At 71.4% G+C, this 21444-nt stretch carries 24 protein-coding genes and 1 tRNA gene; 19 read left to right on the top strand and 6 right to left on the bottom strand.

The features are described from left to right. The first annotated feature begins 107 nt into the window (after window positions 1-107). Complete coding sequence (locus CLT68_RS07865; protein WP_099849804.1) at window positions 108-464, top strand: STAS domain-containing protein; 357 nt, start codon at window positions 108-110, stop codon at window positions 462-464. An 11-nt stretch (window positions 465-475) separates the two neighbouring features. Here CLT68_RS07865 and CLT68_RS07860 read toward each other — a convergent pair whose 3' ends face one another. Beyond that, window positions 476-1756 (bottom strand): MFS transporter, encoded by a 1281-nt coding sequence (locus tag CLT68_RS07860; RefSeq protein ID WP_396677657.1) that lies wholly within the window; start codon window positions 1754-1756, stop codon window positions 476-478. Between the two features lie 50 nt (window positions 1757-1806). Between CLT68_RS07860 and CLT68_RS07855 the strand changes: the two genes are divergently transcribed. The 4 genes from CLT68_RS07855 (at window position 1807) to CLT68_RS07840 (ending at window position 3979) form a co-directional block, all read left to right on the top strand. Next, window positions 1807-2520, top strand: coding sequence for a FadR/GntR family transcriptional regulator (locus tag CLT68_RS07855; RefSeq protein WP_486482104.1), 714 nt, complete (start codon window positions 1807-1809; stop codon window positions 2518-2520). A 39-nt stretch (window positions 2521-2559) separates the two neighbouring features. Continuing rightward, window positions 2560-3018, top strand: coding sequence for a large conductance mechanosensitive channel protein MscL (mscL, locus tag CLT68_RS07850; RefSeq protein ID WP_099849800.1), 459 nt, complete (start codon window positions 2560-2562; stop codon window positions 3016-3018). 82 nt (window positions 3019-3100) lie between these two features. Then, complete coding sequence (locus CLT68_RS07845) at window positions 3101-3352, top strand: hypothetical protein (protein WP_088951051.1); 252 nt, start codon at window positions 3101-3103, stop codon at window positions 3350-3352. Window positions 3353-3607: 255 nt separating this feature from the next. After that, window positions 3608-3979 carry a hypothetical protein gene (locus tag CLT68_RS07840; RefSeq protein ID WP_088951050.1) on the top strand — a complete coding sequence of 124 codons (372 nt, stop codon included), beginning with the start codon at window positions 3608-3610 and terminating at the stop codon, window positions 3977-3979. A gap of 67 nt (window positions 3980-4046) precedes the next feature. On the opposite strand, the gene CLT68_RS07835 is transcribed toward CLT68_RS07840, so the two are convergent. Next, window positions 4047-5312: a benzoate/H(+) symporter BenE family transporter gene (locus CLT68_RS07835; protein WP_099849798.1), complete on the bottom strand. Its 1266-nt coding sequence runs from the start codon at window positions 5310-5312 to the stop codon at window positions 4047-4049. Between the two features lie 58 nt (window positions 5313-5370). Here CLT68_RS07835 and CLT68_RS07830 point away from each other — a divergent pair, with 58 nt between their 5' ends. Beyond that, window positions 5371-5931, top strand: a complete 561-nt coding sequence (locus CLT68_RS07830; RefSeq protein ID WP_088951048.1) for an XRE family transcriptional regulator — start codon at window positions 5371-5373, stop codon at window positions 5929-5931. 5 nt (window positions 5932-5936) lie between these two features. Here the strand turns inward: CLT68_RS07830 and CLT68_RS07825 are convergent, their stop codons facing one another. Beyond that, window positions 5937-6977: a LuxR family transcriptional regulator gene (locus CLT68_RS07825; RefSeq protein WP_099849796.1), complete on the bottom strand. Its 1041-nt coding sequence runs from the start codon at window positions 6975-6977 to the stop codon at window positions 5937-5939. Between the two features lie 63 nt (window positions 6978-7040). Here CLT68_RS07825 and CLT68_RS07820 point away from each other — a divergent pair, with 63 nt between their 5' ends. The 6 genes from CLT68_RS07820 (at window position 7041) to CLT68_RS07795 (ending at window position 12281) form a co-directional block, all read left to right on the top strand. Then, window positions 7041-7760: a PP2C family protein-serine/threonine phosphatase gene (locus CLT68_RS07820; protein WP_099849794.1), complete on the top strand. Its 720-nt coding sequence runs from the start codon at window positions 7041-7043 to the stop codon at window positions 7758-7760. A gap of 104 nt (window positions 7761-7864) precedes the next feature. Continuing rightward, a complete protein-coding gene (locus CLT68_RS07815) occupies window positions 7865-8203 on the top strand; it encodes a PadR family transcriptional regulator (RefSeq protein ID WP_099849791.1) in 339 nt (112 codons plus the stop codon). Beyond that, complete coding sequence (locus CLT68_RS07810; RefSeq protein WP_099849788.1) at window positions 8200-9045, top strand: ABC transporter ATP-binding protein; 846 nt, start codon at window positions 8200-8202, stop codon at window positions 9043-9045. Before CLT68_RS07815 ends, CLT68_RS07810 begins: the two co-directional genes overlap by 4 nt. Continuing rightward, window positions 9042-9734 carry a hypothetical protein gene (locus tag CLT68_RS07805; protein ID WP_099849786.1) on the top strand — a complete coding sequence of 231 codons (693 nt, stop codon included), beginning with the start codon at window positions 9042-9044 and terminating at the stop codon, window positions 9732-9734. Before CLT68_RS07810 ends, CLT68_RS07805 begins: the two co-directional genes overlap by 4 nt. Before the next feature lie 92 nt (window positions 9735-9826). After that, window positions 9827-11017, top strand: coding sequence for a GNAT family N-acetyltransferase (locus CLT68_RS07800; protein ID WP_099849784.1), 1191 nt, complete (start codon window positions 9827-9829; stop codon window positions 11015-11017). Between the two features lie 64 nt (window positions 11018-11081). Then, window positions 11082-12281, top strand: a complete 1200-nt coding sequence (locus CLT68_RS07795) for a hypothetical protein (protein WP_099849781.1) — start codon at window positions 11082-11084, stop codon at window positions 12279-12281. Window positions 12282-12426: 145 nt separating this feature from the next. Here the strand turns inward: CLT68_RS07795 and CLT68_RS07790 are convergent, their stop codons facing one another. Further along, the gene (locus tag CLT68_RS07790; RefSeq protein ID WP_099849779.1) at window positions 12427-13509 is read right to left on the bottom strand and encodes an NAD-dependent epimerase/dehydratase family protein; all 1083 of its coding nucleotides are present in this window, start codon (window positions 13507-13509) and stop codon (window positions 12427-12429) included. 178 nt (window positions 13510-13687) lie between these two features. Then, window positions 13688-13990, bottom strand: a complete 303-nt coding sequence (locus CLT68_RS07785) for a hypothetical protein (protein WP_099856895.1) — start codon at window positions 13988-13990, stop codon at window positions 13688-13690. Window positions 13991-14153: 163 nt separating this feature from the next. Between CLT68_RS07785 and CLT68_RS07780 the strand changes: the two genes are divergently transcribed. The 4 genes from CLT68_RS07780 (at window position 14154) to CLT68_RS07765 (ending at window position 19007) form a co-directional block, all read left to right on the top strand. Further along, window positions 14154-14228, top strand: a tRNA-Lys gene (locus CLT68_RS07780). 242 nt (window positions 14229-14470) lie between these two features. Continuing rightward, complete coding sequence (locus CLT68_RS07775) at window positions 14471-15241, top strand: IclR family transcriptional regulator (protein ID WP_088951000.1); 771 nt, start codon at window positions 14471-14473, stop codon at window positions 15239-15241. A 302-nt stretch (window positions 15242-15543) separates the two neighbouring features. Then, window positions 15544-16974, top strand: a complete 1431-nt coding sequence (locus CLT68_RS07770) for an extracellular solute-binding protein (RefSeq protein WP_099849777.1) — start codon at window positions 15544-15546, stop codon at window positions 16972-16974. 125 nt (window positions 16975-17099) lie between these two features. Next, entirely contained in the window at window positions 17100-19007 is a 1908-nt protein-coding gene (locus CLT68_RS07765) for an ABC transporter permease (RefSeq protein WP_486482103.1), read from the top strand. 114 nt (window positions 19008-19121) lie between these two features. On the opposite strand, the gene CLT68_RS07760 is transcribed toward CLT68_RS07765, so the two are convergent. Continuing rightward, a complete protein-coding gene (locus CLT68_RS07760; protein ID WP_307871518.1) occupies window positions 19122-19766 on the bottom strand; it encodes a TetR/AcrR family transcriptional regulator in 645 nt (214 codons plus the stop codon). Between the two features lie 159 nt (window positions 19767-19925). Between CLT68_RS07760 and CLT68_RS32820 the strand changes: the two genes are divergently transcribed. The 3 genes from CLT68_RS32820 (at window position 19926) to CLT68_RS07750 (ending at window position 21424) form a co-directional block, all read left to right on the top strand. Next, window positions 19926-20117: a hypothetical protein gene (locus CLT68_RS32820; protein ID WP_158240871.1), complete on the top strand. Its 192-nt coding sequence runs from the start codon at window positions 19926-19928 to the stop codon at window positions 20115-20117. Further along, complete coding sequence (locus CLT68_RS07755) at window positions 20117-20917, top strand: methyltransferase domain-containing protein (protein ID WP_158240870.1); 801 nt, start codon at window positions 20117-20119, stop codon at window positions 20915-20917. The genes CLT68_RS32820 and CLT68_RS07755 overlap by 1 nt, the downstream gene beginning before the upstream one ends. A gap of 111 nt (window positions 20918-21028) precedes the next feature. After that, window positions 21029-21424, top strand: a complete 396-nt coding sequence (locus CLT68_RS07750) for a hypothetical protein (RefSeq protein WP_099849771.1) — start codon at window positions 21029-21031, stop codon at window positions 21422-21424. Window positions 21425-21444 lie beyond the last annotated feature (20 nt).

Raw genomic sequence — 21444 nt, 5'->3', positions numbered from 1 at the left:
CTTGCCCCGTAGCAACGGAATGACGACGGCCACCGGATCCTGCCTCCCGTTCTGCGTACGACCCCGGTCGTGGGATACCGTTCCCCCGATAACAGGAGGTCTGGCGAATGTCCTTGACGGTGCACACGGAACAGCGCGGCGACGTGGTCGTCGTGTCGGTGGCGGGCGAGCTGGACATGGCCACCGCACCGCAGCTTCAGGACCAGATCACCGACCTGCTCGACAAGGGCCGTAGCCGGCTGGTGTTCGACCTGGCGGACGTCTCGTTCTGCGACTCGACCGGGTTGTCGGTCTTCGTCCGCGCCAAGAACAGCTGCGACGAGGCTGGCGGCGTGGTCCGGCTGGCCGCACCACAGCGCGGGGTGCTGCGCATCCTCGAGGTGAGCGGGCTGGTCGAGGTGCTGCACACCTACCCCACGGTGGATGAGGCAGTCGCCGGCGAACCGACGTCGGCTTCCTCCTGACCGTTGCGGTTTCACTCGTCCTCGACATAGCGGGGACGAGCGATCGCCAGGCCCGCCATGGTCTGCACGGCGAGTGCGCCCAGCAGGAACCCGATCGGCGCGGTCCAGCCTCCGGTCACCTCGTAGAGGATGCCGACCATCAGCGGGCCGAGAGCGGCGATCACGTACCCGGTGCTCTGCGCGAACGCGGAGAGCGCGACGGTGCCCTCGGCGGTGCGGGCACGTAGACCGATGGCGGTCAGGATCATCGGGAACGCGCCCTGCCCGATCGCCAGCAGGGCGACCCAGAGCAGCGCGGCGCGGTTCGGCGCGAGGGCCAGACCCAGGTAGGCCAGCGTCGACGCGGTGGTCAGCCCGAGCACCAGCGGGCGCAGGCTCCCCAGCCGGCCGGCCAGGGTGGGCATCAGCAGCGCGATCGGCACGCCGAGCGCGGTCACCCCGGCGAGCAGCAGCCCAGCCGACTCCGGCTGGTAGCCCGCGTCGCGGAACAACTGGGCCAGCCAGCCCATGATCGCGTACCCACTGAGCGACTGTGCCCCGAAGTAGACGGCCATCGCCCAGCCGAGCCGGGTGCGCGCCGGCCGAACCCGCACCGGCGCTGCGGCGACCGCCGTCGGGGTCGCCCGCCGCGCGCCCGCCCGGGTCCGCAGCGCCAGCGGCACCCACGGGAGTACGGCCACCGCGGCCATCGCGGCCCAGACGCCGAGCCCGGCCCGCCACGACCCGAAGGCGTGCGCGATCGGCACCGCGGAGGCGGCGGCCACCGTCGTGCCCACTGTCAACGCCATCGTGTACGCGCCGGTGACCAGGCCGGTGCGGTGCGGGAAGTGCTGCTTGACGAGCATCGGCAGCAGGATGTTGGCGACCGCGATGCCGGACAGCGCGAGCGCGCTGGTGAGCACGAACACCAAGGTCGAGTCGGTGATGACCCGGAGCACCTGACCGACGGCGAGGGCGAGCATGGCGACCACCAGCACCCGGGCCGGCGCCACCCGGCGGACCAGCCACGGGGTGAGCGCGCCGAGGCCGGCGAACGCGATGGTCGGCAGAGTGGTGACCAGACCGGCGGTGGCGCCGGAGAGGCCCAGCCCGTCGCGGACCTCGTCGAGCAGCGCGCCGAGGCTCGTCACCACGGCCCGCAGGTTGAGCGCGACCAGCAGCATCCCGACCAGCACGAGCGCGCCACCGGTCGCCGGGTGCGTCCGTCGACCCGTGTCGGGGTCCCGCGTCGGGCGGGGATCGACGGCGACGGGAGCGGGCGGCGCCGGAGCGGCGGTCGGTGGCGGGGTCATGGCCTCTAACCTACAATCATGGGATGAATTTGGGACCGGTGATGTAACCAGTGCCACCGTCGGTTGATTTCCCCTCCGCCCCGCCGGTGCCGCCCGGCCAGCCCGCCGTGCCGCCTCGCGGCCACCGCGTCCGGCAGACGACCGAGCAGCTCCGCGCCCGGATCCTGGGCGGTGAGTGGCCGGTCGGCGGGCGCATCCCCACCGAGCCGCAGCTCGTCGCCGCGCTGGGCGTGGGGCGCAACACGGTCCGCGAGGCGGTCCGAGCCCTGGTGCACGCCGGGGTGCTGGAGTGCCGGCAGGGCTCCGGCACGTACGTGGTGTCCACCGACGAGCTGGCACCCGTGGTGGCCCGCCGCCTCGGCGACGACCGGATGACCGAGGTCATCGAGGTGCGCCGGGCCTTCGAGGTGGAGGCCGCTCGGCTCGCCGCGCTGAGGCGTACACCGGAGGACCTGGCGGCGCTCGACGGCGCGCTCGCCGAGCGCGAGGCCGCCTGGCACGGTGGCCGGGTCGACGCGTTCGTCGAGGCCGACGCGGCGCTGCACACGGCGGTGGTCGCCGCCGCGCACAACGCCATGCTCGCCGAGCTGTACGCCTCGGTCGGCACCGCCCTGCGCAGCACGGTCGCCGAGGCGATGGGAGGCGCGCTCACCCCCGAGCGCTACGTCGACCACACCCGACTGGTCGAGGCGATCCGGGCCGGCGATCCCAGCCGGGCCGCGCTCGAAGCCGGCGCTTTTCTGGAACCCGCCGAACGGGCATAGGTTGTGCCGGACAGAAAAGCGGACACCTCAGGAGTACGAATGCTCAAGGGCTTCAAAGACTTCATCATGCGCGGCAACGTCGTCGACCTGGCGGTCGGCATCGTCATCGGCGCCGCGTTCACGGGCGTGGTCACCCAGCTCACCAAGTCGTTCCTCGAACCACTGATCAAGGCGATCGGCGGGGGCACCGGCCTGTCGGCCGGGACGTGGAAGCTCAACGACCAGGTCTTCGACTGGGCGGCCTTCATCAACGCCCTGATCACGTTCGTGCTCACCGCCGCAGTGCTCTACTTCTTCGTGGTGTTCCCCATGAACAAGCTGGCCGAGCGTCGGCAGCGGGGCGAGGAGCCGCCGCCGGCGGCGCCGAGCGAGGAGGTCAAGCTGCTCACCGAGATCCGGGACGCGCTGGTCTCCGCCGGTCACAGCACCCCGGGCCAGCAGCGTGGGGCACTCGACGACGTGCTGGGCCGCCGGACCGAACCGCCGGCGCCGCGCTGACCCGAACGAGATGCACATCGGCCCCTGCGGGATTCCCGCAGGGGCCGCATCTTCTCGTACGTGTGTTCGATAGAGTCCCGCCATGGAGCAGCGAAAGCACTGGTGGAACGGGAAGTGGGGGCGGCTGGCCCGGCGGGACGTCTTCCTGCGGGTGGACGCCGACCGGTGGCACGTCGAGCAGCGGGCCGGCGGCGCGGAGGGCATCTCCCGGTTCTACGAGTACGGCAGTGCGGACGAGGCCGAGGACACCGTCCGAGCGCTTCTCGACGGCCCGGACACCTGGCGGGAGCTGTCTCCACGCCCGCCGGGCAGTTGGACCCTCCCGAACAGCTGAGCAACCGGCCGCGGTCCGTCGTCCCCCGCCACCGCCGCAGGACCTGGCGGCGGTGCCGCTTTCGACGGTGATGACTCACAGGCATATTCATGCCGCAGAGTCATCACGCTCTCCAGGGTGGGCCGCGCCGGCACCCGCAGGTCGGTGGCGATCATGCCCATCACCCTCATGCGCCGCCCGCGACCTCCGCTGCCCGGGCGGCGGGTCGGGCGGTGACGGCGTTTAGCGGCGTATCGCCCTGGGAACCGCGGTGGGATGGACCAGCAGGACGAGCAGCAGGCGACCATCTCGCGGATCACCACCGGGATGCCGGTGATCGACTCAGCCGGCACCGAGGTCGGGACCGTGGACCTCGTCCAGCGGGGCGACCCCAACGCGGTGACCGTCCAGACATCGACCGCGGACCCGGGCAGCAGCCTGGACGAGCTGATCGAGGCGACCGCCGTCGAGGAGCCGGACGTCCCGGCCGACCTGGCGGCGCGGCTGCTGCACAGCGGCTACCTGAAGGTCTCGACCGAGTTGACCCGCACGGGCGCGGTCTACGTGCCGGCCGACCGGATCGGGTCGGTGGCCGACGGCCGGGTCCTCCTCGCCGTGGGTGTGGCCGACCTGCCGCCAGAGGAGTAGCCGCACCACCCTGATCGACTCGGGTTCAAGGAAATCGGGGCGTCCGGAGCCTTAGGACACCCCGATTTCATGAACCCCGAGTGGATCTTTCCGGCACGGCGAGCGCGGGCTGGTCCGGCACGGCGAGCGCGGGCTGGTCCGGCGCAGCGGGGGCGGGCTGCTCCGGCCCGGCGGCGGCGGGCGGGCGGCGGCGGAAGAGCAGCAGCATCAGGCAGCCCGCGACCAGGCCCCAGAACGCGCCGCCCACACCGATCAGCGTCACCCCGGAGGCGGTCACCACGAAGGTGACCACTGCGGCCTCCCTGGTCTCCGGGTCGGTCACCGCCGAGGCGAGCGCGGTCGCGAGGGCGCCCAGCAGGGCCAGCCCGGCGACCGCCTCGATGAGGATGGGTGGGGCGACCGCGACCAGCGCGGTGGCCACGCCGGCACCCAACCCGAGCAGGGCCAACCCGACGCCGGCGGTGACCGAGGCGACCCACCGGCGCTCCGGGTCGGGGTGCGCGTCGGGGCCGGCGGCGAGCGCGGCGGTGATCGCCGCGAGGTTCACGGCGTGCCCACCGGCCGGGGCGGCGAGCAGGCTGGCCAGGCCGGTGGCCCGCAGCGCGGCGCCGAAAGGCGGCCGGTAGCCGTAGCCGACCAGCACGGCCATGCCGGGTACGTTCTGCGCGGCCATGGTGACCAGGAACAGCGGGAGGGCCAGCCCGACCAGCGCGGACACGTTCCAGGCCGGCGCGGTCAGCGTGACCGACGGGACCAGCGCGGCACCGGTCAGACCGGCCGGCGGGGTGGTCAGCGCGATCGCCGCCACCGCCACGACCAGCGCGCCGGGCACCGCCCAGCGGCGGGCGAACCGGTGCAGGAGCAGCCAGCCGACCACCACCGGCCCGGCCACCAGGGGCAGCTCGACCAGCGCGCGGACCGGGGCGGTGCACAGCGGCAACAGCACCCCGGCGAGCATCGCGCCGGCCACCGGCTTGGGAATGGCGGCCACCGCGCGGCCGAGTGGTGGGAACAGCCCGGCCGCGACGATCAGCGCACCGGAGACGAGGAAGGCGCCCACCGCGACCGGCCATCCGCCCGGGGGCGGCCCGGTCGCGACCAGCAGCGCGGCACCCGGCGTGGACCAGGCCACGCTCATCGGTATCCGGTGTCGCCAGCCCAGCCAGGCGGCGGCGAGCCCGCACGCCACGCAGAGGGCCAGCAGCCCGGAGGCGGCCTGCGCGTCCGACGCGCCGGCCGCACGGAGCCCGGCCAGCACGACGGTGAACGAGCTGGCGAAGCCGACCAGCGCGGTGACCACGCCGGCCAGCACCGGTTGCACACGTCCGGCCATCCCCACCCTCCCCCGGCCGTTCCGTTTACGGAACGACAGCGTGTAGGACGATAGCCGGGTGCCGCACCCACCACCAGCCCGCCGCCCGAACCTCGATGTCGACCCCGCCGTCGTCGGTCGCCGGGTCCGCGCGCTGCGCGAGGAGCGGGGGATCTCGCTGTCCGCACTCGCCCGACTCGCCGGCGTCGGGAAGGCCACCCTCTCCGGCCTGGAGCACGGCACCCGCAACCCGACCCTGGAGACGCTCTGGGCGGTCACCGTGCAACTCGGCGTACCGCTGACCGGTGTGCTGGCCGAGCCGTCCGACGAGCCCACGGTGCACGGCACCGCGGTCAGCGCCACGCTGCTGGAGGTCTTCACCGACACCGACGCGACCTACGAGCTGTACCGGATGCGGGTCGCACCCGGGCCCGGGCAGCTCTCCCCCGCCCACCAGGCGGGCGTCACCGAACACGTCACCGTCTTCGCCGGGGTGTTGCGCGCAGGCCCGGCCGACGCGCCGCTGACCGCCTCGGCCGGCGGTCACCTCCGCTGGGTGTCGGACGTGCCACACACGTACGCGGCGGTGGGTGACGAGGAGGTCGCCGCCAGCCTGCTGCTGCGCTATCCGCGCCGCTGACCGCCTCAGTCCACAGGGGCGGGCACCGGCGGCCGGCGGCGTACCGCCCAGAGCGCGACCTCGGTCCGCGACGCCGAGCCGGTCTTGCGCAGCAGGGTCGACACGTGCACGGTGACCGTGCGCACCGAGATGCCGAGCGCCTTCGCGACCTGCTTGTTCGACATCCCGTCGACCAGGCAGCCCAGCACCTCGACCTCCCGGGCGGTCAACTCCGGGTCGACCGCCGCCATCGGTTCGACCGCCGCCATCGGTTCGACCGGTGAGCGCGGCTCGGGCAGTCGCCGGAGCAACGCCTCCGGCCCGTCTCCGGCGTGTGCGGCCAGCAACTCGGTCAGCGCGTACGGGTTGCCGCCGGTGCACCGCCACAGCGAGGCGACCAGCCGGTCGGACGGGTCGCAGCCCTCATACACCTGGGTGAGGATCTCGGCGACCTCGGCCTGGCGCAGCGGGCCGAGGTGCTGACGGACGGCTCCCCGGACCCCACTGAGCCGGGCGAGCGCACGACGGGTCAGCTCCGGCGCCACCGCGTCGGCGGCCGGCCGGCTGGCCACCACCAGCAGGGCGGGCAGCTCGGCCACGGTGGCCAGCTCGCCGATCAGGTTGACGCTGGCCGGGTCGAGCGCGTGCAGGTCCTCCACCACGAGAACGGCCGGGCCGGCGCCGACCAACAACTGGACGGTACGCACGGCGAGTCGCAGCAGGGTGCCGGGCGCGTACCGCTCCCGGGGTGCGGTGGGCTGCTGGGCCAACCACGCCAGCGCGTCCGACGGCAGGGCGAGTCGACCGGTGTCGCGCCCGGTGAGCACGGCGGCCAACCAGTCGTACGGGGCCGGGCCGTGCACCCGGGCGGCCCCGGAGAGGATCATCGCGGGACGAGGCGTGAGGGCGTCCACAGCGGCGGCGACCAGCAGACTCTTGCCCACTCCCGCCGCGCCGGTGATCACCGCGACGGTCGGCGCCGAGCGGCCGGCCGCCGACACGACGGACCACGCGCGGTCGAGCTCGGCAAGCTCGCCGGCGCGTCCGACCATGGACACCGGCATCATTTCTCAACCCTACGCAGTAGTGCGTAGAGACGAAGGCAGGGTCTTCTTGGCAAGCTTGACCCCATGACGCTGATCCTCCGCTCGGTCATCCTCAACGACATCGGCTTGGTGCGCACCAACAACGAGGACTCCGCCCTCGCCGGTGACCGCCTGATCGCCGTCGCCGACGGCATGGGCGGGCTGCCCGCGGGCGAGGTGGCGAGCGAGATCGTGATCCGGATCCTGGACGAGCTGGCACCGCCCACCGAGCCCGACGCCGCCGCCGACGCCCTGCGTGCCGTGGTCAGCACCGCCAACCAGCGCATCCACGCCGCCATCACCGTCGACCCGACCCGTGACGGGATGGGCACGACGCTCACCGCGGCACTGCTGGCCGGGGAGACGCTGGTGCTGGCCCAGGTCGGCGACTCCCGCTGCTACCTGCTGCGCGACGCGGAGCTGACCCAGCTCACCCGGGACGACACGTTCGTGCAGGCGCTGGTCGACCAGGGCACGCTCTCCCCCGACCAGGCCCGCCACCACCCGCAGCGGTCCCTGGTGACCCGGGCCGTGCAGGGTGCCGACACCCCACCGGCGATCGGGGTGCTCACCGTGGTCCCCGGTGACCGACTGCTGCTGTGCAGCGACGGGCTCTCCGACTACGTCGAGGACGAGGCCATCGCGGCGGCGCTGGGCATGTACGCCGACCGCCAGCAGTGCGGTGAGCAGCTGGTGAAGCTCGCGCACCACGCCGGCGCACCGGACAACGTGACAGTCGTCGTCTCCGACGTCGTCGCCCGCTGACCTCGCCGGACCCTGTTCGACGGTTTCGCGGAACCGGCCGGACCGGATCCGGTCGACCCAGTAGGTAGTTGTGCCATCTAGGTTGCGCCGCTACTGTCCGACGCGTGGATTCCGACCGGCGCGGGCAGTGGCTGCGGGGGGTGCTCGACATCTGCGTGCTGGCCCTGCTGTCCGAGGGCGAGTCCTACGGCTACCAGCTCGCCCAGGCGCTCGACGCCGCGGGCGTCGGGCCCATCCAGGGCGGCACGCTCTATCCCGTGCTGCTGCGCCTACAGAAGACCGGCCTGGTGACCGCGCAGTGGCGGGAGGGCAGCGCCGGGCCGGCCCGTAAGTACTACCGGCTCACCGACGACGGGTACGCGGCACTCCGCGCGGGCGGCAGCGCCTGGCTCACCTTCGTCCAGCCGGTGAACGACATCGTCACGAAGGGGGTCACCCGGTGAACGCCGACGATTGGCTGCGAACGCTCACGGCCGAGCTGCACCAACGCCGCGTCGCGGCGGACGCCGCCCGGCACGTGGTCGCCGAGGCGGCCACCCACCTGCGCGAGGGTGGTGGCGACCCCTGGGTCGTCTTCGGCCCACCCCAGCAGTACGCGGGCGCCGTCGTGGAGAGCATCGGCACCGCGCCCGGACCGCGCCCCGGGCCGGTGCGGCTGCACGCGGCGGGCATCACCAAGCGGTACGGGCGGCGAACGGTGCTGCACGACGCCACGCTGACCGTCCGGGCCGGACAGATCGCCGCCGTCATCGGCGCGAACGGCTGTGGCAAGAGCACCTTCCTGCGGATCTGCGCCGGACTGATCTCACCCGACGCCGGTGAGGTGACCGTCTCCGGGCGGCTCGGCTACTGCCCACAGTCCGGCGGCACCGCCGACTTCCTGCTCCCCGACGAGCACTTCGTGCTGGTCGGCGCCGGTCAGGGCGTGGCGCGGGGTCCCGCCCGCCGGGCCGGTCGGTCGGCAGCACGCCAGCTCGGTTGGGAGGGGGGCGGGGACGTGCAGGCCCGCCACCTGTCCGGCGGCACCCGGCAGAAACTCAACCTGACCATGTCCACGCTCAGCGCCCCGGACGTGCTGCTGCTCGACGAGCCGTACCAGGGCTTCGACCAGGGCACCTACGTCAACTTCTGGGACCAGCTCAGCCGACTGCGCGACGGCGGCGCGGCGATCGTCGTGGTGACCCACCTGCTCAACCAGCTCGACCGGGTGGACATCGTGCTCGACCTGACACCTGAACAGGAAGCCGGGTGGCACGCCCCCGGCGTCCAGGGAGGCCACCCGTGAACCGGCTCCTGACCGTCGCCGAGATGACACTGCGGGAGCTGCTGCGGCGTCGGGGCGTACTCCTGCTGTTGTTGTTGATGCCGTTGACCTTCTACCTGATCCGGCGGGACGCCTACCTCGGGCAGTCGGTCCGGTCGCTGCTCCTCGGCGTGGGTTGGGCGGTGAGCACCGCCGCGCTGTTCGCCACCACAGCGGCTCGGGAGTTGGAGCCGAGGCTGCGGCTGGCCGGTTACCGTCCACATCACCTCTACCTCGGTCGGGTGCTGGGCCTGTGGACGGTGGGGCTGGTCATCTCCGTACCGTTCTTCCTGCTCCCCATGATCGACGGCGCGGACCTGCGGTACGGCGGCCTGGCCGCCGCGCTGCTCTGCTCCGTCGCGGTGGCGGCGCCGTTCGGGATGCTGATCGGCGCGCTGCTGCCCCGCGAGATGGAGGGGACGCTGCTGCTGCTCACCGTGGTCACGGTGCAGATGTTGATCGACCCGGCCGGTTCCGGGGCGAAGTTGACGCCGTTCTGGTCGACCCGGGAGATCGCCACCTGGGCGGTGGACCACACCGACCAGGGCTACCTGTCGCGTGGCGTGCTGCACGGGCTCGCCGTGACCGTCCTGCTGGTCATCGGTGTGGCCGCCGTGGTCAGCGTCCGCCTGCGCCGCCGCCGGCACCTGCGGCACCTGCCGGTCGGATGACCGGTGTGCCGGCCGGCGTCGAGCGCCGTGCCCGTGGCACGGATCCCGCCAATCGGGTTGCTGCGACCTGTACGGCAGGCTGAGATGGGCGAATGACCATCCGCCGGGTGACCGCCGACGACCGTCTCACCACCAGCTTCCCGCTGGCCGCGTACGCCTTCGAGTCCTCGCCGCTCAGTGCGGCCCGGATCGACGAGTTCCGCGACTACCTGACCTACCAGGAGGGCAACCGGACGCTGATCGCCGAGGAGAGCGGCGCAACGCTGGCCGCCGCGTCGGCCATTCCGATGCGGCAGAACCTGCGCGGGGTGGTGCTGCCGATGGCCGGTGTCGCCGGGGTGGCGACCCACCCGCTGGCCCGCCGGCAGGGGCACGTCCGGACGCTGCTGCACCAACTCCTCGACGAGATGCGCGACGAGGGGCACTCGCTCAGTGCGCTCTACCCGTTCCGTCCCAGCTTCTACGCCCGGTTCGGCTACACGGGGCTGCCCAAGCCGCGCCGGGTCACCTTCACCCCGGCCAACCTGGGGTCACTGCTCCGGGTGGACCTGCCCGGCGAGGTGAGTTGGGAACGCATCGCCGCCGGCTATCCGGCGTGGCGGGCCTTCACCGAGCGCAACCTCCAGGAACGACACGGCTTCTCGATCTTCCCGGACTACCGGGCGGTCGGGATGCGCGACCGGGACGAATACTGGCTGATCACCGCCCGGGTGGCCGGCGAGGTCACCGGCGCGGTGACGTACCGGATCGACGAGCACGGCGGCACGCTGCACGGCAACGAGCTGCTGGTCGCCGACCCGCTCGCGCGGGCGCTGCTGTTGCAGTTCTTCGCCCGGCACGTCGACCAGATCGACCGGATCACCGTCCAGGTCCCGCCCGACGAGTTGCCGGAGCTGTGGCTGACCGACCTGGACGTGCACGTCGAGGCGCGGACGGCAGTGCCGGGTGCGTCGGCTCCGATGGCCCGCCTGCTGTCGCTGGACGCGTTGCGTGGGCTGCCCGCCGGCCCCGGCCGGGTACGCGTCGAGCTGACCGGGGACCGATGGCTCGCCGGCACGCACCTGCTGGACGGCACGACCGGCGCGCTGGAGCTGGTCGGTGACACCGCCGACCGCACGCCGACCGCCACCCTCACCGCGGCCGGGCTCTCCGCCCTCGCGTACGGGGTGCTGGACCCGGCCGAGCTGCCGTTGCGCGGTCTGGGTGAGGTGCCGGTGGACGCCGCCGCGGAGCTGCGCGGCATCTTCCCCCGCCGGGTGCCGTATCTCTTCGCCGACTTCTGAGGCCAGCCCATCAGACCGGCACTGCGGATCGTCGGGACACAGGCCCTAGCATCACGGGGTGCGCATGACGTCGCTCGCCGCTCTGGTCGTCCTCGGTGTCGCCACCGCGACCCTGCCCGCCTGCGCGCCCAACGATCCGGCCCCCGCCTTCGAGGCCGGCTCGTCCGCTTCGCCGACAGCCCTGCCGACCGCCGGCCAGGGCGAAGCGCCGGTCGCCCGCGACGGCCTCGGTGGCCCAGGGGCCAGCGCGAGCCCGAAGCCCGCCGAGAAGGTCCTCGCGGCCGGCAACCCGAACGGCAGGGCCAGCGTGCCGGCGGAGGCCCGGGCAGTGGACACCTCGAAGCCGACCCGGACCGTCGGCACCGGCACCCCGGCGAGCTGCACCTCCGCCGCGGTCGTGAAGGCCGTCGCGGCCGGCGGTGTCATCACGTTCAACTGCGGGCCGGCCCCGGTGACGATCAAGATGACCGCCACCGCGAAGGTCCGCAACGCCAACGGGCCGAAGGTCGTGCTGGACGGCGGCGGCACTGTCACGCTGAGCGGCCAGGGCCAGCGCCGCATCCTCTACATGAACACCTGCGACGAGGCCCAGGGCTTCACCACCTCGCACTGCCAGAACCAGGACCACCCGCAGCTCACCGTGCAGAACCTGACGTTCGCCGACGGCAACTCCACCGGTGACAAGGCCGAGGGCGGCGGCGGTGGGGCGATCTTCGTCCGCGGTGGGCGGTTCAAGGTGGTCAACTCGCGCTTCGTCCGCAACCGCTGCGATCGCACCGGCCCCGACCTGGGCGGCGCGGCCATCCGGGTGCTCAGCCAGCATGAGAACAAGCCGGTGTACGTGGTGGGCAGCACCTTCGGCGGCACCGCCGGCCAGGGCGGCTCCTGCTCCAACGGGGGCGCGCTGAGCAGCATCGGCGTTTCCTGGGTGGTGCTCAACAGCGTGCTCAGCCACAACGAGGCGATCGGCAGCGGCGCCAACCCGGCCAAGTCCGGCACGCCGGGTGGCGGCAGCGGTGGCGCGATCTACTGCGACGGCAACGAGTTCACCGTACGGATCGCCGGCACGATCATCGAGAACAACAAGGCCAACGAGGGCGGTGGTGCGGTCTTCTTCGTGAGCAACAACCGCACCGGCACCATGAAGATCGAAAATTCGACCCTGCGCCGCAACCCGAGCGGCAAGTTCGAGACCCGCGGCTTCCCCGGCATCTTCTTCCTGGGTGCCCAGAACCCCACGGTAACGGCATCCAAACTGAGCTGACCCAGCCCGCAGCCCAGCGCCTGCGGATCCGGCGCCTGCGCGCCTGCCTCCGCGCCCGCCCCGGTGATCAAGAGGTTTCGGTCACCGGAGCCGCGTTTCCTGACCGAAACCTCTTGATCACCCGGGCCTGCCGGGCGGGTTGGGGTCAGTAGGGGTTTCCCTGGCCTGGGGGGCGGGCTTCGAGCAGGGCTGCGGGGCGGCCCGGCAGGTCCCGTGCGCCGGACATCGGCGGGCTTCCCGTGTGGGCACCGTCGGCCATTCCCGCGAAGAGTTCCTTGAGCGCCGTGAGCGCGCTGATCGTGGGCTGCCAGCCCAGCTCGGTCTCCGCCCGCTCGCTGGACATCAGCGGGGCGTTCAGACCCAGCTCCACCCAGCCCGCGTCGACCGGCTGCAGCCGCGCGCGCCAGGTCAGCGCCGCCGCCACCCGTAGCACGGGCGCGGCGACCGGCACCGTCCAACCGTGGAAGTGCCGGGCCACCAGCTCCGGGGTCAGCACCGGGTCCGCGGCGAGGTTGAAGGCGCCGCGCGCATCACCCAACACCGCCCGGGCGTACGCATCGGCCACGTCATCGGCGTGCACCGCCTGCATCCGCAACCGGCGGTTCGTCGGCACCAGCGGGATCCGGCCGAAGCGCAGTAGCCGCACCGGCGCCAACGGGCCGAGAAAGTAGCGGGTGATCTCCGTGCCCGCGGCCCGTTGGAAGATCAACCCGGGTCGCATCCGCACCACCCGCAACGCCGGGTGTTCGCGCTCCACCCCGTCCAGCAGCGCCTCCACCTCGGCCTTGTGCTCGCTGTACGACGAGCCGGGCACACCGGTGGCCGGCCACCGCTCGCTGATCGGGTGGTCCTTCGGGCCGGACGCGTAGACGCCGACCGACGACGCGTACACCAAAGCCGGCACACCGGCCCGGACCACCGCGTCGATCACCGCCCAACTGCCGTCGACGTTGGTCCTCCGCAGCACCCGCTGGTCGTGGCTGGGCTGGATCTGCCAGGCCAGGTGCACCACCGCGTCCGCACCGGCGAACACCTCGGCGAGCTGCCCCGCCGCGCCCGGCGCACCGATGTCGCACGAGTGCCACTCCACCTGGTCGTACGGCTCGCCCGCATCAGGGCCGGGCAACCGTCGAACGACCCCGGCCAGCTCCACGCCCCGCTCCCGGCGCAGCCGCCGCAGCAGCGCCGTACCGACGTTGCCGCTCGCCCCCACCACCACGATCCGCATGCCCGACCCCGTACCCGCCCAGCAGCAGCTCAACCGCCCGCCCACGCGGGTGGCGTGCCCGGCGTGCCCGGCGTGCGTGGCGTGCGTGGCGTGCGTGGCGGGCTTGATCCACTCGGCTTCCTGAAAGTCGCGGTATCCCGGCGGGCACGACAGCCCGACTTTCGGAAACCCGAGTCGATCAAGGGCGAGGAGAGTCGCGGACCCAGCCGTGCTTCTCCGTCCCCCGCCGGCCGGTGGTAGCGGCCAGGCAACGTGGGCAGATCCAGCCCACCGCGTCAGCCTCCGTGAGCACGTCGGTGCCCGAGTAGTCGAAACGCACATGCGGGAAACGACGCAACCGGGTCCGGCTCAGAGCGAGGCCGCACACGGTCTGGTTCTGACCGGGCCGCCAGGCATGCACCTCGCCACCCGGCTGCCGTACGCCGTCCGGCCCGATCTCCTCGCCCGAGGCCGCCACGGCCGGGATGCTGCTCGCCCTCATGCCCATCCCGGTTCCCCGCCGTCGCCTGATCAACCTCACCGCGCCGGGCCTGTCGGTGACCCGGGGACAATCAGGCACGGCGAGCGCCGGCTGACGGCAGGCATCGACGGTCGGCCGGAAGCCGAGAGTCGCCGCCGCTCACCGTCGGGTAACCTGAGCGCGCGGGCCGCTAGCTCAATGGCAGAGCTGTGGACTTTTAATCCATAGGTTCAGGGTTCGAGTCCCTGGCGGCCCACCACAGCAAGCACCCCGACACGTGCCGCAGCGGATGCCAAGCCGTGCGCCCTCCACGTCTGACCGGCGGCCGGATCGCAAGTGTCCGAAGATTGCCCAGCTCGGCACGATCTGACCGAATCGATACCGCTCCAATCGATGACGAGTCCGGAACCTGGCGTCGAGGGCTGACGCAGTTATCCTCTTCAGGTGCTGGCCCGTGGAGATCGTTGACACGGGGTCCGGCACTGCGAAGGGACTATCGACATGCCCCGTGTGGTACCGGCGGTCATCCGCGCACTCGACGTCCTCGAACTGTTCCTGGACTGCCCCCAACTGTCGGCCCGTCAGGTGATGGAGCGGCTCGACCTGCCCCGTACCACCGTCCACGAACTGCTTGTCACGCTCGAGGCTCGCTCGTACCTGATCTCCGTTCCGGGTCAGCCGGTGCAGTATCGGCTGGGCATGCCGCTGTTCCAGCTTGGCGCGGCGTTCGCCGGCCGGCTCGACCTGGTCCGCGAGGCGCAGTGCGTCGCGCGGGACGTGGCCGCCGCCTGCGACGAGGCGGTCCACGTGGCCGTGCTCGACGGTGCCGATGTCATCTACCTGGTGAAGTTCGACAGCACGCATCCGGTTCGGATGGTCTCCGCGGTCGGGCGGCGGCTGCCGGCTCACTGCACGGCGGTCGGCAAGATCCTGTTGTCCGCCCTTGATGAGGCGAGCCTGGACGACGTCCTGACGAAGGGCGACCTGCCGGGCATGACGCCGGACAGCATCACGGACCCGGACCGGCTCCGCGAGCATCTCGACCGTGTCCGGGCTGACGACGTCGCTGTCGACATTGGTGAGTCTGACAGCGCCATGCGTTGCGTCGCCGCGTCGATCCGAGACCACTCGGGCACCACCATCGCCGCCATGAGCCTGTCCGCGCCGATCATTCGCTGGACCCCCGAGGCGCACGTGGAGTGGACCGGATTGGTTCGCGAGGGCGCTGCGGCGCTGTCGGCCCGGATGGGCTACCGGGCTCTGTCTCGATAGCCGACTTCCCGCTTTCGGCTCGAAACCTCATCGAAACATTGACATCGCTCAGAGCGCTGCTCTAGCGTCGCGACCACTCGATACGGTATCTCGAACTCAGTTCGAAATCTCGAACGGTGGTGGTCCCGTGGCCCGACCGAACTGGTACGTCAACGCTGCTTTCTCGGCCCGGCCCCCGATCGCCTCAACGCACTGATCGATGCGGGCGACTCGTCCGTGGTCGCCGTCATGAAGACACACCTGAAGCACGAGCTACGCCCTCGGCGTGCTGTGCTGCGGGGACTTGAAGGAGGCGAAAGTCCATGGACAACAATCCAGCCTGGTCACGGCGCGGCTTTCTGGGGATGGGGGTGGGGGTTCTCGGCGCAGCCAGCCTGGCCGCCTGTGGCGGCGAATCCGACTCGCCCTCCAAGGTGCAGGCGGAGGTTCCGCAGGAGCTGATCGACGCCGCGGCGGCGATGAAGGGCTCCTCGATGGGGATGCTGTCGCAAAAGTTGTACTCGACGGCCGCGAACGACGCCCTCGACAGCTCGATCAAGAAGTTCGCCGACACCACCGGCACGAAGATCGAGAACAGTCTGGTCCAGGCCGACGCGGGTGACGTGGTGGCCAAGATCGACGCCGAGGTCAAGGGCGGGGTGGCGCGCGATCTGGCGTTCATGACCGACTCACGGTTCGTCGCGCAGTTCCAGGCGCTGGGCGACCTGGAGGACGTGACGGACGTCGTCCAGGCGCTGACCGCCAAGTACGGCGAGCCCTGCGCTGAGGCCAAGAACTTCTGCGTCTTCGACGGCAAGTGGTTCGCGATCCCGTACCACTTCATCGGTATCGGGTCGTTCCTGCGCAAGGACTGGATGAAGGACAAGGGCATCTCCCCCAAGGACATCTACAGCTGGGAGGAGTTGCGGGATCTGTGCCTGGAGATCTCCGATCCCGCCAAGCGCCGATTCGGCTGGGGCATGACGGTGAACCGGTCCGGTGACGGCAACGGCATGATCGAGGCCCTGATCAACGCCTACGGCGGGTCGATCGCCTCCAACGACGGCCGGAAGGTCACGTTCAACTCCCCGGAGACGGTGCAGGCGGTGACCTTCCTGGGCGACATCTACACCAATCCCAGGTACAAGCCGATGCTGCCGCCCGGGGTGGCGAGCTGGACCGACACCAGCAACAACGAGAACTGGCTCGCCGGGGTCCTCGGCTACACCCGCAACCAGTTCAGCGTCTACGCCGACTCCAGGACGAAGAAGAACCCGGTGCACGAGAACACCCACGTGTTCTCCGACTGCATCGGGCCCGCGACCAACAACCCCCTGCTGCTCGGCCAGTCGCAGGGCTTCGTCGTCTTCAAGGGTGCTAAGAACCCCGCGCTCGCCAAGCTCCTGGCCCAGTACCTGGTCAGCGCGCCCGCGCTGCTCGGGGTCGCGAAGGAAGCACCCGGCCTGGTGATGCCCGCCTGGGAGAAGGTCTGGGACGCCGACCCGTTCTTCACCAGCGGCGACCCGGCGTTCCCCATGCTGCGCAAGATCACTGAACTGAAGCTGCCGCTGAACACGAAGAACGGCCTGGCCTTCCCGCAGAAGGCCAGCGCGGGCCAGCAGGCGGTCGGGTCGGCCTACGTCCTCACCGACATGATGCAGCAGGTCGTGCAGGGCACGGCGCCGGCGCAGGCCGTGACGAGCGCCCACGCGAAGATGGTGCAGATCTTCAACCAGCAGGGGCTGCCGCAGTGAGCTCGGTCCGTCCTGCGCGGGTCCCGGCGGCGAGGAAGTCCCCGCCGCCGGGACCCGGCTCTCTCACGGCAACCCAGCGGCGGCTGGGTCGTGACTGGCGGCTGGGGGCACTGTTCCTGGCGCCCATGGCCGTGCTGGTCGGCAGTCTCGTCCTCGTGCCGATCGCCCGGTCGATCGTCACCAGCACCACCGAACGGCACGGGCAGGACACCGTGTTCGTCGGCCTGGACAACTACCTCGCGCTCGTCGGCGACGAGCAGTTCCACACCGGCGTCGTGAACTCGTTCGTCTTCACCGCGTACGCCGAGATCTTCAAGGTTGTGCTGGGGTTGTCCGCGGCCCTGCTACTGCATCATCGGCGTCGCGGCCGGGCCCTGCTGACCGGGTTGCTGCTCGTGCCGTGGGTGGTGCCGACGGTGGTGACGGCGTTCAGCTGGCGCGCGCTACTCGACCCGATCTTCGGCAGCGTCAACACGCTGCTCACCGCTACCGGAATCGGGCCGCTGCTGGCCAGCGCGCACCTGGTCGACAGCTGGCCCGCGGGCTGGCTGTCCGACCCGTCACTGGCCATGCCGTCGGTGATCCTGGTCAACGTCTGGAAGGGGGTGCCGTTCTTCACCGTGTGTTTCCTCGCCGGGTTGAAGGCCATCCCGGCGGACCTCTACGAGGCGGCGACAATCGACGGCGCTTCGTCGTTGCAGCGGTTCACCAACGTGACGCTGCCCGGGCTGCGCCACGTGCTCACCGTGACGGTGACCCTGTCGTCGATCTGGACGTTCAACAACTTCGACCTCGTCTGGTTGCTGACCCAGGGCGGCCCGGGCGACGTGACCGCGCCGTACGTGCTCGTCGCGTACTCGAAGGCGATCCTGCAGTTGCAGTACGGCGCGGGGGCGGCGGTCACGCTCGTCATGCTGCCGGTCATCGGTGGGCTGGTGTTCGTCCTGGTCCGGTTGTTGCGTCAGGACACCAACATCAGACTGCCCCGGCGACGCCAGGCGGCGTGGCGGATCGGGGCGCGGCGGTGGGCTGGGACGGCGCGCAGAGCGCTGCCGTGGTTCGTCACCGCAGTGGTCACCGGTCTGCTCTTCTGGGCATCGCCAGAGATCTTCTGGAAGGCGGCGGTGGTCCTCGGAGTGATTCTGCTGATCGCGGTGGCGGTCGGCCGGGTGGTCTCGACCCTCCAGTCCCGGGGCGGTCGCCGGTCGTCGTCAGCGGTGTCGGGTCTGGGGTCCTGGGTCGCGCTGGCCGGGTTGCTCTTCTTCGTGCTGGGCCCGCTGTACTGGATCTTCGTCACGGCCTTCAAGTCCGAGGGCCAGGTGGTCATGCGCACCGACGACCTGTGGCCGACGCCGTGGACTCTGGACCAGTTCGGTGCCCTGTTCGACAACCAGCCCTTCGGCCGCTGGTACCTCAACACCCTGCTGGTGTCCGCGGCGTCCACGGCGGTGGCACTGGTCTGCGCCGCCCTGGCCGGTTACGCGCTGGCCCGGCTGCGGTTCCGCGGTGCGCAGGGCTTCACCGTCACGGTGCTGCTCACCTACGTGATGCCGGGTGCGCTGCTGTTCATCCCGCTGTACCAGATGCTCATCGGCGCACGGCTCACCGACTCGTTGTGGTCCCTGGTGGTGACGTACCCGACCTTCACGCTTCCGTTCGCCACGTGGCTGCTGGTGGGGTATTTCTCGTCGATCCCCGTCGAGTTGGAGGAGGCCGCGCTGGTCGACGGCTGCAGCCGCGTCCAGGCGTTCGGGAAGGTGGTGCTGCCACTCGCCAAGCCAGGGCTGCTGGCGGTCGCGCTCTTCACCCTGACCAACGCCTGGAACGAGTTCCTCTTCGCCTTCGTGTTCATCACGAAGGACGAGTACAAGACGCTGCCGGTGGGGATGCAGTCGATGATCGCCGGAGACGTCGTGCCCCAGGGACAACTCGCCGCGGCGTCGCTGCTCGTCAGCATCCCCGTGGTCGTCATGTACGCCTTCGGGCAGCGCTTCCTGACCGAAGGGCTCACCGCGGGCGCGGTGAAGGGCTGACCCCAACGAGGGTCGCACCGGCAACGAGACGGACCCGTCCGAGCGTTCGCCGCCGCCACCGCATCTCGACCAGTGCCGCTCGGTCGAGATGCGGTGGTGGGCCGGGCCTGTCCGCTAGTCGGCGCTGACGGCCAGGGCGCCGCTCACGGTGTCCACATACCAGCGCTGGTACTGCTCCGGCCGCCAGCCGCGTTGCCGGACGAGCCAGTCGAAGTTGCGGACGTCCTGGGCCAACCAGAGGATGTCGGCCACCTGTTCGACGTCCAGGTCGGGGCGGAGGCCCCCGGTGCCGACGAGTTCCGCGGCGAACATGGCCATGCCGCGGCGGCGGTCGTCGACGTTCTTGCGCCAGATCTCGGCGGCGTCCGGATCGGCCGTGGCAGCCCCGGCCAGCGCGAGCATCACCTGAGCCTGTCGTGCGTTGACCTCGGCCAGATGGCGGGCGTAGCGGGTGAGCTTGGCGCGGGGATCGGCGAGTGCGCGGATCTCCGCGACGAAGGGCCGGTCCGGCAGGGCCACCGGTTCGTCGTCGCCGGCCAGGGTGACGTCGACCAGTTCGGAGAGCAGTTGCCGCTTGCTGCCGAACACCGCGTACAGGGTCTGGACCGCGACGCCGGCTTCCACCGCGACAGCGGTCAGCGGTGTAGCCGCGTAGCCAGGGTCGACGAACAGCCGGCCAGCCGCTTCGAGGATCGCTCGCCGGGTCTGTCGGGCCTGCTCTTGTCGGCGCGAAGAGTCATAACGTCTCTTGACAACCACCTCTCAAGTGTAGTGCTCTATTGGATAGAGTGTCACTCTATCGAGAGGCGGCGGCCATGCCGTTCGGTGTGTTGCAGGAGATGCCCGGCGTCAGCGAGGCGGAATACCGGCAGGTGGAACGACACCTCGGGCCGGACCGGCCCCCGGGCCTCCTCGCCCATGTCGCCGGGCCGACAGAGGACGGCTGGCGGATCATCAAACATCTGGCAGGACGAAGCGGCATTCCGCCGGTTCCAGTCCGAACGGCTGGTCCGGGCCGCTGGCCTGGCGGCACAGGAGGACGGCTTCGACCCGACGAAGGCGGCTCACTTCCGCTCGATGAGCGTCGACGGCACCGAGATGCCGTTCTGATGGCCGACACCGCCAGCCTGCGGACCCGCAGCGCCGCTTTCTGGGCGGGAGCGGCAGCTGGCTGGATTCGCCACGCCGATCGGCAGGACGGAACCGGCCGACCGCTGGGCGCAGCGGCCATGGATCGACTGGCCGCACGACCCGCCGAACGCGTCCTCGATGTGGGCTGCGGCTGCGGCGGCACCACGGCCGAGATCGCCGCCGCGGTCGGCGAGACCGGCGCGGCGATCGGTGTCGACCTCGACGAGGCGATGGTGACCGCCGCTCGGCGCCGGTTCCCCACCGACGGGCACCCGGGCATCCAGTTCCACGTGGCCGACATCGAGACTCTCGATGTCGTGCCGGGTGGCCCGTTCGACGCGGCGTACTCCCGAATGACCCTGATGCTGTTGGCGGACCCGGTTGCCGGCTGCCGCACGATCCGGCGATCACTGCGCCCGGGAGGGCGCCTCGCCGCGACCGTCTTTCGCGACAGCGGCGTCAACCCGTGGCTGTCCGCGGCGATGCTCGGTGCCGCACCGCACCTCGGACCGCTACCACCGCTCCCGGTCGGTGACGAGCCCGGTCCGTTCGCGTTCGCCGATCCGGCCCGGCTCGTCCGGATCCTCACCAGCGCCGGCTTCACCGCCGTCACGATCACGCCGTGCGATGTCGCAGTGGAGACTCCGGACGACGCCGACACGGTGGCCGAGTGGCTTATCGAGGTCGGCCCGGCCGGTGCCGCGTACCGGGCGGCTCCGCCGGCTGGGCAGGCTTCGGCCCGGGGCGGGAGTCGCCCGGCTGCTCGGCCGGTTCCGTGAGCCTGGCGTCGGCTACCGGCTGCCCACCGGCCTCTGGCTCGTCGCCGCAACCTCCGTCGGGGCTGACAACCCGTCCGCCACCCACCAACAACCACGTCAGGACGAAACCCGATGAGAACGATCCGTCTGCTCGCGCCGGCCGTCTGCCTCGTGCTGGCTGCGACGGCGTGCACCGACGCGCCCGAGCCCGGGGCTGCGGCGCCGGACAGCCCCACCACAACCGCCGCCGCGTCCAGCGCGGCCGGATCCACTCCGGACGGCGGCTCCACGCAGGTGTCGGCGAAGGAGGTGTGCGCCTACCTGGACGGCCAGTTGCCGACCCTGAAGGGAATCGGGTCCGAGACGGGCGTCATGGCCAACCTCACCGTGAACCTCTATTCCTGGTACGAGAAGCAGGGCCCCGTGCCGACCGGCCGGCAGATCGACGACCAGACCCGACAGGAATGCCCGGCAACCCGGACCGAGGTGCTGAAACTCGCCGGCATGGAGAGCTTCGAACGGCTGTAGCCGCCGCGGGCCGGCCGTGA

Source organism: Micromonospora sp. CNZ299, assembly GCF_002754415.1.
The sequence above is the reverse complement of the archived record's forward strand: the minus strand, read 5'-3'. Positions and strand labels throughout refer to the sequence as shown.

What these genes read in the sequence shown, in the direction of transcription:
- CLT68_RS07825 (WP_099849796.1), bottom strand. Translation starts at nt 6,977, where the DNA reads ATGATGCCGGTGTCCATGGTCGGACGCGCCGGCGAGCTTGCCGAGCTC.
- CLT68_RS07795 (WP_099849781.1), top strand. Translation starts at nt 11,082, where the DNA reads ATGACGTCGCTCGCCGCTCTGGTCGTCCTCGGTGTCGCCACCGCGACC.
- CLT68_RS07750 (WP_099849771.1), top strand. Translation starts at nt 21,029, where the DNA reads ATGAGAACGATCCGTCTGCTCGCGCCGGCCGTCTGCCTCGTGCTGGCT.
- CLT68_RS07865 (WP_099849804.1), top strand. Translation starts at nt 108, where the DNA reads ATGTCCTTGACGGTGCACACGGAACAGCGCGGCGACGTGGTCGTCGTG.
- CLT68_RS32820 (WP_158240871.1), top strand. Translation starts at nt 19,926, where the DNA reads ATGTCGCCGGGCCGACAGAGGACGGCTGGCGGATCATCAAACATCTGG.
- CLT68_RS07790 (WP_099849779.1), bottom strand. Translation starts at nt 13,509, where the DNA reads ATGCGGATCGTGGTGGTGGGGGCGAGCGGCAACGTCGGTACGGCGCTG.
- CLT68_RS07800 (WP_099849784.1), top strand. Translation starts at nt 9,827, where the DNA reads ATGACCATCCGCCGGGTGACCGCCGACGACCGTCTCACCACCAGCTTC.
- mscL (WP_099849800.1), top strand. Translation starts at nt 2,560, where the DNA reads ATGCTCAAGGGCTTCAAAGACTTCATCATGCGCGGCAACGTCGTCGAC.
- CLT68_RS07755 (WP_158240870.1), top strand. Translation starts at nt 20,117, where the DNA reads ATGGCCGACACCGCCAGCCTGCGGACCCGCAGCGCCGCTTTCTGGGCG.
- CLT68_RS07765 (WP_486482103.1), top strand. Translation starts at nt 17,100, where the DNA reads ATGGCCGTGCTGGTCGGCAGTCTCGTCCTCGTGCCGATCGCCCGGTCG.
- CLT68_RS07845 (WP_088951051.1), top strand. Translation starts at nt 3,101, where the DNA reads ATGGAGCAGCGAAAGCACTGGTGGAACGGGAAGTGGGGGCGGCTGGCC.
- CLT68_RS07835 (WP_099849798.1), bottom strand. Translation starts at nt 5,312, where the DNA reads ATGGCCGGACGTGTGCAACCGGTGCTGGCCGGCGTGGTCACCGCGCTG.
- CLT68_RS07770 (WP_099849777.1), top strand. Translation starts at nt 15,544, where the DNA reads ATGGACAACAATCCAGCCTGGTCACGGCGCGGCTTTCTGGGGATGGGG.
- CLT68_RS07775 (WP_088951000.1), top strand. Translation starts at nt 14,471, where the DNA reads ATGCCCCGTGTGGTACCGGCGGTCATCCGCGCACTCGACGTCCTCGAA.
- CLT68_RS07860 (WP_396677657.1), bottom strand. Translation starts at nt 1,756, where the DNA reads ATGACCCCGCCACCGACCGCCGCTCCGGCGCCGCCCGCTCCCGTCGCC.
- CLT68_RS07785 (WP_099856895.1), bottom strand. Translation starts at nt 13,990, where the DNA reads ATGAGGGCGAGCAGCATCCCGGCCGTGGCGGCCTCGGGCGAGGAGATC.
- CLT68_RS07820 (WP_099849794.1), top strand. Translation starts at nt 7,041, where the DNA reads ATGACGCTGATCCTCCGCTCGGTCATCCTCAACGACATCGGCTTGGTG.
- CLT68_RS07840 (WP_088951050.1), top strand. Translation starts at nt 3,608, where the DNA reads ATGGACCAGCAGGACGAGCAGCAGGCGACCATCTCGCGGATCACCACC.